This window comes from Nonomuraea sp. NPDC050680 (genome assembly GCF_040654555.1).
GTDB lineage: Bacteria > Actinomycetota > Actinomycetes > Streptosporangiales > Streptosporangiaceae > Nonomuraea.
On record NZ_JBFAIF010000002.1, the window covers coordinates 852,867 to 868,598 of the forward strand.

The 15,732-nt window shown below is 72.7% G+C and carries 13 protein-coding genes; 9 read left to right on the forward strand and 4 right to left on the reverse strand.

Going from position 1 to position 15,732, the window contains the following annotated elements; all coding sequences use genetic code 11:
* Positions 1-36: 36 nt before the first annotated feature.
* Together AB0H88_RS10365 and ligD are read left to right on the forward strand one after the other, a co-directional pair.
* Positions 37-3,267, forward strand: coding sequence for a BTAD domain-containing putative transcriptional regulator (locus AB0H88_RS10365; protein WP_357642996.1), 3,231 nt, complete (start codon positions 37-39; stop codon positions 3,265-3,267).
* Between the two features lie 31 nt (positions 3,268-3,298).
* Entirely contained in the window at positions 3,299-4,456 is a 1,158-nt protein-coding gene (ligD, locus tag AB0H88_RS10370) for a non-homologous end-joining DNA ligase (RefSeq protein WP_357642997.1), read from the forward strand.
* A gap of 70 nt (positions 4,457-4,526) precedes the next feature.
* Here ligD and AB0H88_RS10375 read toward each other — a convergent pair whose 3' ends face one another.
* Positions 4,527-5,426, reverse strand: coding sequence for an NAD(P)H-binding protein (locus AB0H88_RS10375; RefSeq protein ID WP_357642998.1), 900 nt, complete (start codon positions 5,424-5,426; stop codon positions 4,527-4,529).
* 107 nt (positions 5,427-5,533) lie between these two features.
* Here AB0H88_RS10375 and AB0H88_RS10380 point away from each other — a divergent pair, with 107 nt between their 5' ends.
* Entirely contained in the window at positions 5,534-7,300 is a 1,767-nt protein-coding gene (locus AB0H88_RS10380) for a thiamine pyrophosphate-binding protein (protein WP_357642999.1), read from the forward strand.
* Here AB0H88_RS10380 and AB0H88_RS10385 read toward each other — a convergent pair.
* From AB0H88_RS10385 to AB0H88_RS10395, 3 genes are all read right to left on the reverse strand, one after another.
* Positions 7,297-8,157, reverse strand: a complete 861-nt coding sequence (locus AB0H88_RS10385; protein ID WP_357643000.1) for a PmoA family protein — start codon at positions 8,155-8,157, stop codon at positions 7,297-7,299. The two genes, AB0H88_RS10380 and AB0H88_RS10385, sit on opposite strands and share 4 nt — an antisense overlap.
* Positions 8,154-9,236, reverse strand: coding sequence for a Gfo/Idh/MocA family oxidoreductase (locus tag AB0H88_RS10390; RefSeq protein WP_357643001.1), 1,083 nt, complete (start codon positions 9,234-9,236; stop codon positions 8,154-8,156). The genes AB0H88_RS10385 and AB0H88_RS10390 overlap by 4 nt, the downstream gene beginning before the upstream one ends.
* A gap of 145 nt (positions 9,237-9,381) precedes the next feature.
* Positions 9,382-10,131, reverse strand: coding sequence for an IclR family transcriptional regulator (locus AB0H88_RS10395; RefSeq protein WP_357643002.1), 750 nt, complete (start codon positions 10,129-10,131; stop codon positions 9,382-9,384).
* A gap of 80 nt (positions 10,132-10,211) precedes the next feature.
* On the opposite strand from AB0H88_RS10395, the gene AB0H88_RS10400 reads away from it, so the two are divergent.
* The 6 genes from AB0H88_RS10400 to AB0H88_RS10425 all read left to right on the forward strand — a co-directional run bounded on the left by AB0H88_RS10400 (position 10,212) and on the right by AB0H88_RS10425 (position 15,732).
* Entirely contained in the window at positions 10,212-11,366 is a 1,155-nt protein-coding gene (locus tag AB0H88_RS10400; protein WP_357643003.1) for a 4-hydroxybenzoate 3-monooxygenase, read from the forward strand.
* A gap of 19 nt (positions 11,367-11,385) precedes the next feature.
* Positions 11,386-12,051: a protocatechuate 3,4-dioxygenase subunit beta gene (gene pcaH, locus AB0H88_RS10405; protein WP_357643004.1), complete on the forward strand. Its 666-nt coding sequence runs from the start codon at positions 11,386-11,388 to the stop codon at positions 12,049-12,051.
* Positions 12,051-12,542, forward strand: a complete 492-nt coding sequence (locus AB0H88_RS10410; protein ID WP_357643005.1) for a protocatechuate 3,4-dioxygenase subunit alpha — start codon at positions 12,051-12,053, stop codon at positions 12,540-12,542. The genes pcaH and AB0H88_RS10410 overlap by 1 nt, the downstream gene beginning before the upstream one ends.
* A gap of 154 nt (positions 12,543-12,696) precedes the next feature.
* Entirely contained in the window at positions 12,697-14,154 is a 1,458-nt protein-coding gene (locus tag AB0H88_RS10415) for a lyase family protein (protein ID WP_357643006.1), read from the forward strand.
* Between the two features lie 8 nt (positions 14,155-14,162).
* Complete coding sequence (gene pcaC / locus AB0H88_RS10420) at positions 14,163-15,368, forward strand: 4-carboxymuconolactone decarboxylase (protein WP_357643007.1); 1,206 nt, start codon at positions 14,163-14,165, stop codon at positions 15,366-15,368.
* 121 nt (positions 15,369-15,489) lie between these two features.
* On the forward strand, positions 15,490-15,732 hold the full coding sequence (locus AB0H88_RS10425) for a DUF6229 family protein (RefSeq protein ID WP_357643008.1): 243 nt from the start codon (positions 15,490-15,492) through the stop codon (positions 15,730-15,732).

Here is a 15,732-nt window from a genome sequence, read left to right on the forward strand (position 1 = left end):
ACCATTTGAGGGGGATTTGGGGTTGACTTGGGGTTTGTGGAAGTTCGTCTGTTCGGCCGGCTTGAGGTCGACTCCGCCGATGGTGTTCGGCTTGATCTCGGCACCCGCAAGCAGCGGGCCGTGCTCGCCGTGCTGGCCCTCTCACCAGGGCGTGTGGTGCCGCTCGATCGGCTGATCGAGGAGCTGTGGGCCGGGGAGGCGCCGGCCAAGGCGACGGCGACCCTCCAGGCGTACGTCTCCCACCTGCGCCGGGTGCTGGAACCCGGCAGGAAGCCGCGCACGCCGCCCCGGCTGCTGCTCACCCGCGAGCCCGGCTACCTGCTCGACATCGCGCCGGGACAGGTCGACGCGGGCCGCTTCACCGCGCTGGCCGAGGACGGGCGGCGTGTGTTGCGGGGCGGCAGGTACGCCGAGGCGCTGGAGGTGCTCGACCGGGGGCTCGGGCTGTGGCGGGGCGAGCTGCTGGGGGAGTTCGCCGACCTGGAGTTCGCGCGGCGGGCCGTACACCGGCTGGAGGAGCTGCGGCTGGGAGCGGCCGAGGACCGGTTCGAGGCGCGGCTGGCGCTCGGCGAGGCCGGGCTGCCGGATCTGGAGGCGCTGGTCGAGGCCCATCCCTACCGGGAGCGGGCGTGGGCGCTGCTGGTGCTGGCGCTCTACCGGGCGGGCCGGCAGGCGGACGCGCTCGGGGCGCTGCGCCGGGTACGGTCGCTGCTGGACGGTGAGCTGGGCATCGAGCCGGGGCCGGAGCTGAAGCGGCTGGAGCAGGCGGTGTTCGACCAGTCGCCCGACCTGATGACCCTCACCGCGCCCGGCCTCACCGCCCCGACCGCCTTCACCGCCCCAACCGCCTTCACCACCCACACCCCCGCTCGAAGCGGTGCGTCGGCGGACGACTCGGTCAGCGGTCGAGGCACGGGTGGTCAGCGGCTGGTGGCGCGGGACGGCCAGCTGCACCTGGTCGAGGAGCTGCTGGCCGAGGCCCGGCGGGGGAGGGGCGGCCTGATGCTGGTGACCGGCGAGGCGGGCATCGGCAAGACGAGCCTGGCGCGCGCCGCCGCCGAGGTGGCCGCCGCGCGCGGCTTCCAGACGGCCTGGGGACGCTGCCTGGACGGCGAGACGGCCCCGCCCTTCTGGCCCTGGACCCAGGCCGGGCTGATCCCCGCGCAACCGCAGGCCGAGCTGTTCGACCTGTACGACGGCGTGGTGTCGCGGCTGCGCGGCGGGCCGCTCCTGCTGGTGCTGGAGGACGTGCACTGGGCCGACGTCTCGTCGCTGAGGTTGCTCGGCCACGTGGCCGGTGAGCTCGCCCGTACCTCCACACTCGTCGTCGTCACGCTCAGGCCCGAGCCGGGCGACCACCCCGAGCAGCTGCGCGAGACGCTGGGCGCGCTGGCGCGGGAGAGCCACCGGGTGCCGCTGGCCCCGTTCGACGCCGGCGAGGTGCTCGACTACCTGCGCCTGCGCCACGTGGACGCGGATCCGGTGGCGATGCTCGACCGCTCGGGCGGCAACCCGTTCTATCTGACCGAGCTGCTCCTGCTGCCGGAGAGCGAGCGGGACCTGGTCCCGGCCGGTGCCCGCGATGTCATCGACCGGCGGCTCGTCCGGCTGCCCGCCGCCACGCAGGACCTGCTCAGAGCCGCCGCGGTGGCCGGCCGGGAGGTGACCGTCGACCTGCTGGCCGCGCTCACCGAGCGGCCGGTCGAGGAGGTCATGACCCTCGCCGAGCCCGCCCTCGCCGTCGGCCTGCTGACCGAGGACGCGCGGCCCGCCGACTACCGCTTCTCGCACGCCCTGGTACGGCAGGCACTGGACGCGGGGCTCACCCGGCTGGCCAGAGCCCGGCTGCACTTGAGGGCCGGTACGTACCTGGAGACCCTGCCCGGCGCCGACCCCGCCCAGCTCGCCGGCCACTTCGCCGCGGCCGCGAAGCTGGGCGGCGCGGAGCGGGCGGTGGCCTATGCCGTCGCCGCGGCTCGGGAGGCGGTGGCCCGTCACGGCTACACCGAGTCGGTCACGTTCTGGGAGCTGGCGGTCGCGCACCTGCCGCCCGGCGACTCGGCCGACCGCTGCCACCTGCTGACCGAGCTCGGTCAGGCCCGACGTACCGTGGGCGACGCCGACGGCGCCATGCACGACCTGACGGAGGCGATCGCGGCGGCCAAGCGGCTCGGCGACCGCGACGCGCTGGTGACGGCGGTGTCGGCGTTCGGCGGGCTGGCGGTGTGGAACTGGCGGCCGTACGGCGTGGTGGATGAGCAGATGGTCTCGGTCCTGGAGGACCTGCTGGCGGGCCCGCTCGACGACCACGCCAGGGCCACCCTGCTGGGCACCCTCGGCGTCGAGCTCCACTACGGCCCCCGCCGCGCCGAGGGCGAGCTGCTCGCCGCGGACGCCGTGGAGCTGGCCCGCGCGCTGGGCGATCCGGCGCTGCTGGCCAGGACGCTGAACAACTACCTGATCGCCGGGTTCGTCATGGGGAGCAACCCCGCCCGGCTGCGCGCCGCCGACGAGATGCTGGCCATTCCGGGGCTGACCAGGGAGGCCCGGCTGGTGGCCGGCGGCCTGCGGATGTCCTGCCTGCTCCGCGCGGCCGACCTGGCCGAGTGGGAGCGCGAGCTCGCCCGCTGCGAGCAGGTCCTGGAGGAGGTACGCCGCCCCGAGCTGGAAGCCATGATCCGGGTCGCGCAGACGGGCGGACACACCCTCCACGGCCGCTGGGCCGAGGCGGAGGCGCTGGTCGCCGACTTCCCCGAACCCAAGTACGGTGCCAGCCCATGGGGGGCGGAGGCCCGCCGACTGGCCACGCTCTACACCTGCAGACGCGGCCAGGGCCGGGTGGCCGAGATCGTCGACGACCTCATCGCCGCGAGCGACCTCCCGCAGATGACCCCGATGCGGCCGCTCGCCATCCTGGCCGCCCTCGATGTGGGCAAGGAGGAACTGGCCAGGGCGCTGATCGCGCGCTGGGGCACGGAGCTGCGGGACGACTGGTCGGGGGGTTTCCTGTTCCCGATCTGGGGCCTCATCGCCGCCCGGCTCGGCACGCCGGACCCGGAAGAGCTGTACGAGCGGCTGCTGCCGGTAGCAGACCAGTTCATCGTCATGGGCATGGGCAGCGGCGCCTGGGGCTCGGTCCGCGACGTCCTCGCGGCGCTGGCCGTACGGCTGGGCCGTACCGGGGAGGCGGAGGAGCACCGGCGGGTGGCGATCGCCACGTATCGGCGGCTCGGACTCGCCTTTTGGGAAGAGAGGAGCCGAGCCTGATCTGTCGGGGGCGCCACGTATCGTGACCCTCATGCCTGACATCGAGGTCGCAGGGCGCGAAGTCCGCATCACCAATCCCGACAAGGTGGTGTTCCCCGGCAGCGGGCACACCAAGCTCGACCTGATCCGCTACTACCAGGCGGTCGGTGAGGGCGCGCTGCGCGGCGTCCAGGGACGGCCGATGGTGCTCAAGCGGTTCGTGCACGGCATCGAGGAGGAGGCGTTCTTCCAGAAGCGGGCGCCCGCCAAGCGGCCCGACTGGATCCAGGTGGCCGAGCTCCGCTACCGCTCCGGGCGCAGCGCCGAGGAGGTCGTGGCGACGGAGACGGCTCACATCGTGTGGGCGGTCAACCTGGGGTGCGTCGACCTCAACCCGCATCCGGTGCTGGCCGCCGATTTGGCCCACCCCGACGAGCTGCGCATCGACCTCGACCCGGTGCCGGGCGTGCGCTGGGGCGACGTGCTGCGCACGGCGCAGGTCTCCCGCGAGGTGCTGGCCGACCACGGGCTGACCGCCTGGCCGAAGACGTCGGGATCGCGGGGCTTTCATGTGTACGCCCGCATCGAGCCGCGCTGGACGTTCGCCGAGGTGCGCCGGGCGGCCGAGGCGGTGGCCCGGGAGGTCGAGCGGCGCGCCCCCGAGGTGGCCACCAGCCGATGGTGGAAGGAGCAGCGGCACGGCGTGTTCGTCGACTACAACCAGAACGCCTATGACCGTACGGTCGCCTCCGCCTACTCGGTCAGGCCGGTCGCCGACGCCCGCGTCTCCACGCCGCTGACCTGGGACGAGGTGCCGGGCTGCCGGCCGGGGGACCACACGATCGACACGGTCCCCAAGAGGTTCGCCGAGCTGGGCGACCCGTGGGCGGACATGGACCTGCACCCGGGCGGCCTGGAGTCGCTGCTGGAGCTGGCCGAGTCGCAGGGGCCCGCCCCCGAGCGCGAGGATCTTCCCGTCGTCGAGATCGCCAGGGCGCAGCACAAGGACGAGGCGCTGGCCGGGTTCGAGCGATGGAAGGCCAGGCATTCCGAGGTGGCCGGCCACCTCCAGCCCGCCGACGTGCTGGTCGACGGCATGCGCGGGCGCAGCAGTGTGTGGTACCGCATCCGGGTCAACCTTCAGCACGTCCCGGAGGCTCAGCGGCCGGCCCAGGAGCCGCTGGAGGTCGACTACGACCCCTGGACCTGAGGCTGGGATCCCTTGGACCTGCGGCGGGACAGGCCGCGGGTCGGTCAGGCGCGGGTCGGGCGCGGGTCGGTCAGGCGCGGGTCGGGCGCTCGTAGCCCTCGTCTCCGCCGTAGACGTGCGCGTTCGGGTCGAGGTCCGGCTGGGTGGCCGGGCTGGTCGGCGAGGCGGTGTGCTCGACGGCGAAGTCGTCCGACGGCTCGGGCGGAGCGGGGAAGAGGTAGTCGCGCCAGCTGATCCGCCCCAGCGGCGTGGCGTCCGTGGTGTGCCAGCCGGCCCGCTGGGCGGCCCACCTGCCGCCCGGATAGCGCACCGGCAGCAGCAGGCGGCGCAGCCGCCTGGCCTGCAGCCAGGGTCTGACCACCTCGTCCATGCCGATCACCTCGGGCCCGCCATATTCGATCACGCCCCGCTCGGGACCGGCGGCGACCAGGTCGGTCAGATACACGGCGACCTCGGAGCGGTCCACCGGCTGCCAGGGGAGCGTGCGGTCCATCGGGATCGCGGGGGAGGCGGCGGCCAGCTCCCGGAGCAGCTGGTCGAGGTGCTGGTGGAAGGTGGTGGAGCGGAGGATCGTCCAGCCGATCCCGCTCTCCCTGATCAGCCGCTCGGCTTCGAGCTTGTCCTCGAGATACCCGGTCGCGGCCTGGTCGGCGCCGACGATCGAGGTGAACACCAGGTGCGGCACCCCGGCCTCCTTGGCCGCGTCGAGCAGCACCGTGGTGCCCGCGACGTCGACGGAGCCGGCCCGGTGCGCCTTGCGGGCGAAGGTGGCGAGATGAATGATCGCATCGATGTCCCGCACGGCGCTGTAGATGCCTTTGCCCCAGGTCAGGTCACCCAATACCCATTCGACGTCCCGGCCTGAGCGCGCCTGGCGGCTCAACGCCCGCACCGTGTGACCCGTCCTCAGGAGTGTGGGCACCACGGCCTTTCCCAGCGTGCCGGTTGCCCCCGTGACCAGAATGTGCATTCCCCGCCCCTACCCGCAGCCTGGGAATTCTCCCGAAATGACAACGAAATTCAGCGCATGCTTGGTCAAAGGGTCTGTCTACCCCAGTCGGGGGTAGGGCCGCTGTCATGGCACGCATAGCAGCGGAATCCCTGGTAGAGCGGCTCGCCGAGTGGGGCGTCGACACCGTCTTCGGCATGCCGGGCGACGGCATCAACGGCATCATGGAGGGCCTGCGACGCCATCGCGACAAGGTGCGCTTCGTCCTGGTGCACCACGAGGAGGCCGCCGCGTTCATGGCCACGGGCTACGCCAAGGCGACGGGGAGGATCGGCGTCTGCCTGGCCACCTCGGGCCCCGGCGGCATCCACCTGCTCAACGGGCTCTACGACGCCAAGCTCGACCACGCTCCCGTGCTGGCCATCACCGGGATGCAGGAGAGCTCCGTGCTGGGCACCGCCTACCAGCAGGAGGTGCAGCTGGATCGGCTGTACGCGGACGTGGCCGAGTACAACATGATGATCACCAATCCGGCTCAGCTGCCGGCGCTGGTGGACGTGGCGATCCGCACCGCGTACGCGCGGCGCGGGGTCGCCCACCTCACGCTGCCCAACGACCTGCAGGTGGCCGACGCGGACGCCGACCCGTGGCAGCACGTCGCGCCGGCCAGGACCCCGCAGACGGCGCCCGTCTACCTGGAGCCCGCCGGGATTCCCCGCCAGGAGGACATCGAGTGGGCGGCCGAGGTGCTCAACACGGCCGAACGGCCCGCCATCCTGGTCGGGGCGGGCGCGTTGCACGCCAGGGACGAGGTGCTGGCGGTCGCCGAGGCGCTCGGCGCGCCAGTGGTCAAGACGCTGCCCGGCAAGGCGGTGGTCCCCGACGACTCGCCGTACACGACGGGCGGGATCGGGCTGCTCGGCACCCGGCCGAGCGAGGACCTGATGGAGGACGCCGACGTTCTGCTCATGGTGGGCACCAACTTCCCCTACTCCAAGTTCCTGCCGGAGCCGGGAGGGACGCGGGTCGTGCAGCTGGAGGCCGACCCCGCCAGGGCCGGGGCGCGGATCGCCACCGACGTGCCGGTCGTGTGCGACGCCAAGGAGGGCCTGCGCGCCCTCCTGCCGCTGCTCTCCGCCCGCGCCGGGAACGCCCATCTGGCGAAATATCACAAGAAAATGGTCAAGTGGCGTGAGGACATGGACGCGCTGGAGAACGCCGACCGCGACCCCATCGCGCCCCAGTACGTGGTGTCGGTCCTCGACGACCTGGCCGCCGACGACGCGATCATGACCTGCGACAGCGGCACGATCGCCACCTGGGCCGCCAGGCACTGGACGATCCGCGGCGGCCGCGCGTTCTACCTGTCGGGCAACCTGGCCTCGATGGCGCCCGGCCTGCCGTACGCGAACGCCATGCAGCACGCCTACCCGGGCCGGCAGGTGATCGCGTACGTCGGCGACGGCGGGTTCGCCATGCTCATGGCCGAGTTCCTCACCGCCGCCCAGCAGCGGCTGCCGGTCAAGGTCGTCATCAACAACAACCGCTCGCTCGGCCAGATCCTGTGGGAGCAGATGGTCCTCGGCTACCCCGAGCACGGCGTGCGCTTCCCCGAGCCGGCCGGCGACTTCGCCGGGTGGGCCCAGGGCTGCGGCGGGTTCGGGGTCAAGGTCACCAAGGCAGGCGACCTGGTGTCCGCGGTCCAGCAGGCGCTGGCCTACGACGGGCCCGCGCTGGTGGACGTGGAGGTGAACCCGAACGAGCCGCCCCTGCCCGCCAAGGTCTCCTACGACCAGGCCAAGAGCTTCGCCCAGGCGTTCATCAAGGGCCAGCCGCACCGCGCCGCCATCGCCACCACCCTGTTCAAGGACCGGATCCAGCGGCTCGGCGACTAGTCGGCCGCTCGGCGACTGGCCAGGTGCTCCTCGATCCGCTCGGTGCCCCACCAGCCGGTGGCCAGCACGATCCGGTAGCGGCGGGAGATCGTCTGCCCGCGCGCCAGCTCGAACTCCTGGTGGAAGGCCCATGAGGGGTTGACGGCGGCGAACGGGCCACTGCGCACGAACCAGTGCGACTCCGGCCCCGGCTCGGGCACGAACACCAGCGTGGACGACCGGTCCACCTCGTCGTGCCGCCCCTGGAAGGCCAGCCAGCGGGCCCGCTGCCCCATCATCTCCTCGCCGCCCTGCCCGTCGGGGCCGAGCACCTCGCCGCCGGTGAACGAGCGCGGGCCGCGCCAGAACAGGCCGCTGTATCCGGCCAGCGGGCGGCCGTGCGTGGTGGGGCTGCCGAAACGCAGCGGCTCCTCGCGCAGGCCGGTGAGCGTCGTGTGCCAGACCAGCTCCCAGGAGCCGTTCGCCGGATCGACCGCCTCGATGGTGAGCTCGCGCCGCTCCTCCACCCAGGGCTCGCCGTGCGAGTTGCGCCAGGTCAGCTGCCCCGACAGGCCGTCCTCGCGTACGTCGAGGGTGTCGTGGCGCATCGTGCCGTTGTTGTCCAGGTCGATGTAGCGCTTCTCCTCGCGGACGAAGGTGCCGCCGCCCCAGAAGTTCTGGCCGGACACGTGCGAGGCGGTCAGCTGCAGGCCCTTGTGCCAGCGGTGGTCGTGCGGCCGGTAGGAGGTCACCACGTCACCGGCCAGCGTGCGCAGCGGGTGGACGTACGGCTTGGGCGCCTCGAACGGCTGCGGGTCGGGCTCGTGGACGTAGCGCATCAGCTCCACGCCGTGCGCCTCGAAGACGATCGCGCTCATGAGGGGCTCCATCCGGGGGTTTCGCCGTGCAGGCTGCGGTAGAAGGGATCGCCGGGGCCCACCTCGCCCGCGCGGACCGTGCCGCCGGTCAGCGCGGCCTTGTACATGGCGGTGATCAGCTCCAGCGACCGGCGCCCGTCCCGCCCGCTGGCCCGGGGCCGGCGGCCCGCGCGCAGGTCCGTCACCAGGACCCGCAGCTGCTTCAGGTGGGAGGTGGGCTCGTCCTCGGCGGGCGGCCAGTCGATCTGGCCGGCGTGCTCGGCCGGGGTGCAGGTCCAGTCGTCGTTGGCGTAGCCGTACAGGTGGGTCAGCTCCAGCGTGGCGTCGGCGAGGTCGATGCGCAGGTGGCTGACCTGCCGCGGCGACAGCACGCTGTTGACCACCGTGGCCAGGGCGCCGGATTCGAAGCGGACCAGCGCGGTCGTGACGTCGTCGGTCTCGACGTCACGCGCCAGCCTGGCCGCCATGGCGCGTACCTCGCTCCACTCGCCGAGCAGCTCCAGCAGCAGGTCGAGCTGGTGGATGCCGTGGCCCATCGCGGGGCCGCCGCCCTCGCTCTCCCAGCGCCCGCGCCACGGCACCGCGTAGTAGGCGTCGTCGCGGTACCAGGTGGTCTGGCAGTGGGCGACGTACGGCGTGCCGAGCGCGCCCTTCTCGATCAGCCGCCGCAGGTGTTGCGCGCCGGAGCCGAACCGCTGCTGGAACACGATCGCCGCGTACGGCCCGCCCTCCCGCTCGGCCGCGACCATGGCGTCGTACTCGGCCAGCGACAGGCACGGCGGTTTCTCGCACCACACCCACGCGCCCGCGCGCAGCGCGGCCGCCACCTGGACCGCGTGCAGCGAGGGCGGGCTGCAGACGTCGACCAGGTCGGGGCGGACCTCGGCGAGCATGCCTTCGAGGTCGTCCGAGGCGTACGGCACACCGAACCGGTCGGCGAACGCCTGGGCCAGCTCGGTGGTCGCGTCCACGACGGCGACCACCTCGATGTCGTCAGGCAGCTCCTGGAACGCGGGCATGTGCGCGAAGCTCGCGATCGCGCCGCCGCCGACGACGGCGACGCGCAGGGGGGACGGCACGGGCGACCTCCTTTGGAGACCTTTGGAAAGCGCTTACCGGAGCACGTTACGGTGCGCGAGCACTCTTGGGCAAGGGCAGGGGGCACTCTGGGGCGAGGGCCGTGGGCACTCTTGGGCACAGGCCGCGGGCGTTCTTGGGCGAGGGCTACGGCGCGGCGGCGCACGCTCTGGCGATCCCGTTCGCGGCGCTCAGCAGGGGCTCGACCAGCCGGGGGAGCTCGCGGGCGCGCCTGGAGGACAGCACCATGCCGAGCGCGGCGATGGCCCGGCCGTCGACCAGGACCGGGGCCGCGGCCGAGCAGGAGCCGAGCGTCATCTCCTCGTACGTCAGCGCGTACCCCTGGCCGCGTACGGTGGCCAGCTCGCGGGCCAGCCGCCCCGGCTCGGTGATCGTGTGCGGGGTCGGCCGTTCGAGAACGCGGTCCAGGTACGACCGGACGAACCACTCGGGCTCGTAGGCGAGCAGGGCCTTGCCGACGCCCGTCGGGTGCATGGGCAGCCGCCCGCCCGTCCTGGACACGATCGGCACGGCCCGCCGCCCGGCCACCTTGTCCACGTACAGGACCTCCAGGCCGTCGCGGACGGCCAGGTGCACGTTCTCGCCGGTGCTCGCGAACAGCTCCTGCAGCCACGGATGGGCCAGGTCCTGGAGCTTGGCGGGCGCGAGCTGGCCGAGCTCCCACAGGCGCAGTCCGATGCGGAGCCGGCCGTCGGGCGCGCGGCTCAGCGCCTGCCACTCCTCCAGCTCGCCGACCAGCCGGTGCACCGTGCTCAGCGGCACGCCGCTGCGCCTGGTCAGGTCGCTCAGCGTGAGCTGCGGGTGCCCGGAGTCGAACGCGCCCAGGATGGCGAGGACCTTGGAGGTCACCGTGCGTCCCTGGGATCCGCCTGACATATCGTAAATCCTGCACAATTCTTCCGCTCAGTGGAAGAGGCGCCTCGAACAATCGGCCGCCGAAGCAGGATGCTTCCCTCATGCGTACTCAGGTAGGGATCATCGGGGCGGGGCCCGCCGGTCTGCTGCTGTCCCACCTGCTCCACCTACGCGGCATCTCCTCCGTGGTGCTGGAGAAGCGGAGCCGCGAGTACGTGGAGCGCCGCGTGCGCGCCGGCGTGCTGGAGCAAGGGACGGTGGACACGCTGGTCGAGGCGGGCGTCGGCGCGCGGCTGCTGCGTGAGGGCCTGCCGCACCGGGGCATCGAGCTCAGATACGGGGGGCAGGGCCACCGCATCGCCTTCGAGAAGCTGGTGCCCGGCCGGTCCATCACCGTGTACGGCCAGCAGGAGGTGGTCAAGGACCTGATCGCCGCCAGGCTGGCGGCGGGCGGCGACGTGCGGTTCGAGATCGAGGACGTGGCCGTGCACGCGCTGGCGGCCGAGCCGTACCTGACGTTCGGCGGCGAGCGGCTCGACTGCGACGTGATCGCCGGTTGCGACGGCTTCCACGGCGTGTCCAGGCCGTCCATCCCGCCGGGCGTTCTGCGGCTGTTCGAGAGGGAGTATCCCTTCGCCTGGCTCGGCATCCTGGCCCGGGTGGCGCCCTCGTCCGAGGAGCTCATCTACGCCAGGACCGAGCGCGGCTTCGCCTTGCACAGCATGCGCTCGCCCACGGTCAGCCGCTTCTACCTCCAGGTCCCGCCCGAGGCCACCGTGGCGGAGTGGCCGGACGAGCGGATCTGGGCCGAGCTGAAGGCGCGGCTGGAGACCGTACCCGGCTTCACCCTCGACACCGGAGAGATCTTCGACAAGGGCGTCACCCCGATGCGCGCCTTCGTCGCCGAGCCCATGCAGTACGGCCGCCTCTACCTCGCCGGCGACGCCGCCCACATCGTGCCGCCCACCGGCGCGAAGGGGCTGAACCTCGCCGTGGCCGACGTACGCGTCCTGACCGAGGCCCTGGACCGGTTCTTCTCCACCGGCTCGGCCGACCTCCTCGACGCCTACTCCGAGTCCTGCCTGAAGCGGGTCTGGCGGGCCCAGCACTTCTCGTGGTGGATGACGACCCTGCTGCACACGTTCGACTCCGACGACGACTACGGGCGGCGGCTGCAGCTGTCCTACCTGGACTACGTGACCTCCTCCGAGTCGGCCGCGACGACGCTGGCGGAGAACTACGTGGGACTGCCATGATCAACTCCGAAGGACGGCCATGACCCATCCTCCTTACCTGAGCCCCGGCTACCGCAGCACGATCCTGCGCGCGCCCGCGCGGCCACCGGTGGCGTTCAAGAGCGATCCCGACGCGATCGAGCTGACCGGCCCGGTCTTCGGCCACGACGAGGTCGGCTCGCTCGACTCCGACCTGACCAGGCAGCACGCCGGGGAGCCGCTCGGTGAGCGCATCTCCGTCACGGGCCGCATCCTGGACTCCGCCGGAAAACCGGTCCGCGGCACGCTGGTGGAGCTCTGGCAGGCCAACGCCGCCGGCCGCTACGCCCACGAACGCGACCAGCACCCCGCCCCCCTCGACCCGAACTTCACCGGCGCCGGCCGCTGCCTCACCGACGACGACGGCCGCTACCGGTTCGTCACGATCAAGCCCGGCGCCTATCCCTGGCGCAACCACCCGAACGCGTGGCGGCCGGCGCACCTGCACTTCTCGGTGTTCGGGCGGGCCTTCACCGAGCGGCTGGTCACGCAGATGTACTTCCCCGGCGACCCGCTGATGCCCTTCGACCCGATCCTCCAGTCGATTCCCGACGAACCGGCCAGGCAGCGGCTCGTCTCGGCCTTCTCCATGGAGCTGACCGAGCCCGAATGGTCGCTGGGCTACTCCTTCGACATCGTGCTGGGCCGAACCCCGATGGAGTCCTGATGAACCTCACGCCCTCCCAGACCGTGGGGCCGTTCTTCGGCCACGCGCTGCCGTACCCGCACGACTGGGAGCTGGTGCCTCCCGGGCACGCGGGCGCGATCATGCTGACCGGCCTGGTCCTGGACGGCGCCGGCGAGCCGGTGCCGGACGCGCTGCTGGAACTCTGGCTGGGCCGCACCGGCGACCGCGGCGCGCTGCTGCGGGGCGACGGGGAGGTGTCCGGCTTCGGGCGTTGCGCCACGGCTCCGGATGGTTCGTTTCGCTTCCGTACGGTCCGGCCTGCGGGGGCTTACCTGTCGCTGCAGGTGTTCGCCCGGGGGTTGCTGCGGTCGTTGCTGACCCGCGTCTACCTGGAGGATCGGCCGGATCCGCTGCTGGACGGCTTGGAGCCGGAACGGCGGGGGACACTGATCGCGACGGGGTCAGGGGACCGGTACCGGTTCGACGTGCGGCTTCAGGGAGACGGGGAGACGGTGTTCCTTGACTTCTGATGGGACTGCTGGCGCGGCTGCTGACGGGACTGGCGGCGAGGCTGCTGGCGCGGCTGCTGACGGGACTGCCGGCGAGGCTGCTGGCGAGGCCTTTGGCGGGACTGCTGGTGGGACCTCTGGCGGTGCTGCTGCCGACAGCGGGCTGCTTGCGCCGGTGCGGGCGGGCACCCGGGTGGAGGCGGTGACGTCGGACGCGGCCTGGCTGCGCGCCATGCTGGACGCCGAGGCGGCGCTGGCCCGTGCGCAGGGGCGCGCCGGGCTGATCCCCGGCGCGGCGGCCGCCCTGATCGACCGGGTGGCCTCGGGGTTCACCGCGGACCTACCGGACCTCGCCCAGCGAGCCAGACAGGCCGCCAACCCCGTCGTCCCTCTGGTCGCCGACCTGCGAAAAGCCGTCACCACCGCCGAAGCCGCCGCTATCGGAGGCGCTGGGGACGCGCGAGAGGCAGTCGGAGGCGGAGGGGCGGCCGTGTTCGTCCACCGGGGAGCCACCAGCCAGGACATCTGTGACACGGCCGCCATGCTGGTCGCCGCGCGTGCCGTCGCCCTGATCTCGGCGGATCTGGACGCGGCCATGGACGTGCTCGCCGGGCTGGCGGAGCGGCATCGCGACACGCTCATGGCGGCTCGCACGCTGGGCCAGCAGGCGGTCCCGACGACGTTCGGGCTCAAGGCGGCGGGCTGGCTGACCGGCCTCCTGCACGCCCGCGACCGCCTGGTCGCGCTACGCCTGCCCGCCCAGCTCGGCGGCGCGGCCGGCACCCTGGCCGCCCTCGTCGAAACCGCTCACACCGTCGACGCCCGAACCGCCCGGCCCGCCCACGCCGAGCCCAGCCGCGCCGCCGGCATCGAGCCCGGTGGTGACGCCGACGCTGAGGCCGCCCGGACTGCTCACGCCGAGCCCGGCCGCACCGCCGACGCCGAACCTGGTGGTGGCGAAAGTGCGCAGGTGCGGGTGCTTCGGCTGGTGGAGCTGTATGCCGAGGAGCTCGGGCTGGACGCTCCGCTCGCGCCGTGGCATGCCGAGCGGTCCGTGGTCGCCGAGCTGGGCGCGGCCCTGGCCGCTACGGCGGGTGCGCTCGGCAAGGTGGCGACCGACGTGATCCTCATGGCCCAGACCGAGGTCGGCGAGGTGGCCGAGTCGTCCCGGGGCAACTCTTCGGCCATGCCGCAGAAGCGCAACCCGGCCCTGTCGGTGCTGATCCGGTCGGCGGCACTCCAGGTGCCCGCGTACGCCCAGTTGCTGGGACAGGCGGGGGAGCACGAGCGGGCCGCAGGCGCCTGGCAGGCGGAGTGGTCGCCGCTGCGCGAATGCCTCCGCCTGACCGGCGGCGCCGCGGAGACGGCCGCCGAGCTGGTCGCCGGGCTTCAGGTGTTCCCCGGCAGGATGCGGGACAACGCCTGCCTGACCGGCGGACGCATCGTGTCGGAACGGCTCGCGCTCCACCTCGGCCGCGACGCCCTCGACGAGGCACTGAGCCGTCCGGGCCCGCTGGAGGGACCGGAGGAGCTGCTCGACCCCGAGGGCTACCTGGGCGCCGCTCCGGAACTCGTCGATCGCCTCCTGGCCGACTACCGCAAGCGCCGCGTCCAGGCCGACTACCGGAAGTGATCGTGAGCATGAAGCTGCATCACCGCGTCGACGGTCCCGCCGGAGCGCCGTTGCTGGTTCTCGGGCCGTCGCTCGGCACCACGCTCGACATCTGGCAGCCGCAGCTGGGCGCGCTCACCCAGTCGTGGCGGGTGCTCCGGTACGACCTGCCGGGCCACGGCGGCTCAGCCCCCGCCGCCTCCGGCCTGACGATCGACGACCTGGCGCGGGCCGTGCTGGACCTGGTGGACGCCGTGGAGGACGGGGAGGACGGAGCGTTCGCGGTCGGCGGCATCTCGCTCGGCGGCGCGATCGCCACCGCGATCGCGGCCGGTCAGCTGGAGGCCGGTCAGCTGGAGGCGGGTCAGCTGGAGGCGGGTCAGCAGGAGTCCGGTCGGCAGGAGCCGGGTCAGTGGCAGGCCGGTCAGCAGGGTCGGGTGCGGAGTCTGGTGCTGTGCTGTACGTCGGCGCGGTTCGGGGAGCCGGGGCCGTGGCTGGAGCGGGCGGCGCTGGTACGTGCCTCCGGCGTGGCCCAGCTCGCCCCGGTGCTGGCGGGCCGCTGGTTCACCGCCGGCTACGACGGCCGCTGGGTGACGGACATGCTGGAACACGTGGACGCCGAGTCGTACGCGGCCTGCTGCACCGCCATCGCGTCCTGCGACCTGACCGGACGCCTGGCCGCCATCACCGCCCCCACGCTGATCGTCGCGGGGGCCGACGACCCGGCCACGCCCTTGGACCAGGCTCTCACGCTGGCCCAAGGCATCCCAGGGGCGTTGCTGCGCGTGGTGCCCGGCGCGGCCCACCTGGCGAGCGTGGAGCGGGCCGACACTGTCACGTCCGCGATCGTCGGCCACCTGGGCGGCGACTCCGGTTACGCGGCCGGGATGCGTACCAGGCGCGAGGTGCTCGGTGACGCTCACGTGGACCGGGCCGTCGCCGCCACCACCGGCTTCACCCGCGACTTCCAGCGCCTCATCACCCGCTACGCCTGGGACGAGATCTGGAACCGGCCGGGCCTCGACCGCCGTACCCGCAGCTGTATCACTCTGACCGCCCTGGTCGCCCGCGGTCACCTCGACGAGCTGGCCATGCACGTGCGCGCGGCTCTGCGCAACGGCCTGACCCCCGACGAGATCGGCGAGGTGCTCCTCCAGACGGCGATCTACTGCGGGGTCCCCGCCGCCAACGCCGCCTTCGCCGTCGCCCAGCGCGTCCTGGCAGAAGAAGACTGATCCCACGAGCATGCACTCGGCGAGCCGGTGCCCGTGCTCGATGTCCTGGCTGCAATGGATGTGCAATGTCGGTTGGCAGCATCTTGAGCGGATTGTTCGGCTCAAGGAAGGGACCGATCTCATGCCCAAACTGACCGCGGAGCAGGCCGACCGGATCGTGGCCGGATGGCGGAGCGGAACACAGCTCGTCGAAGGATGGGACAACCCGGCGGGCCCGCTGTTCGCCAGCGGTGAGTACGCGGAAGCGGACATCACCCTCGAATCCATCCTCGCCGCGTCGGGCTGCAACCCGCCTCCCCCTCCGCTCACCGAGGGCGGCTGCGGCACCGCGTGCAGCGCCTCCGCCGGGCGCTTGTGCTGCTGA

Bases quoted from the DNA above. Each gene is read 5' to 3' on its own strand.
- AB0H88_RS10410 (WP_357643005.1), top strand. From the start codon at position 12,051: ATGAACCTCACGCCCTCCCAGACCGTGGGGCCGTTCTTCGGCCACGCG.
- AB0H88_RS10385 (WP_357643000.1), bottom strand. From the start codon at position 8,157: ATGAGCGCGATCGTCTTCGAGGCGCACGGCGTGGAGCTGATGCGCTAC.
- ligD (WP_357642997.1), top strand. From the start codon at position 3,299: ATGCCTGACATCGAGGTCGCAGGGCGCGAAGTCCGCATCACCAATCCC.
- pcaC (WP_357643007.1), top strand. From the start codon at position 14,163: ATGAAGCTGCATCACCGCGTCGACGGTCCCGCCGGAGCGCCGTTGCTG.
- AB0H88_RS10425 (WP_357643008.1), top strand. From the start codon at position 15,490: ATGCCCAAACTGACCGCGGAGCAGGCCGACCGGATCGTGGCCGGATGG.
- pcaH (WP_357643004.1), top strand. From the start codon at position 11,386: ATGACCCATCCTCCTTACCTGAGCCCCGGCTACCGCAGCACGATCCTG.
- AB0H88_RS10395 (WP_357643002.1), bottom strand. From the start codon at position 10,131: ATGTCAGGCGGATCCCAGGGACGCACGGTGACCTCCAAGGTCCTCGCC.
- AB0H88_RS10400 (WP_357643003.1), top strand. From the start codon at position 10,212: ATGCGTACTCAGGTAGGGATCATCGGGGCGGGGCCCGCCGGTCTGCTG.
- AB0H88_RS10375 (WP_357642998.1), bottom strand. From the start codon at position 5,426: ATGCACATTCTGGTCACGGGGGCAACCGGCACGCTGGGAAAGGCCGTG.
- AB0H88_RS10380 (WP_357642999.1), top strand. From the start codon at position 5,534: ATGGCACGCATAGCAGCGGAATCCCTGGTAGAGCGGCTCGCCGAGTGG.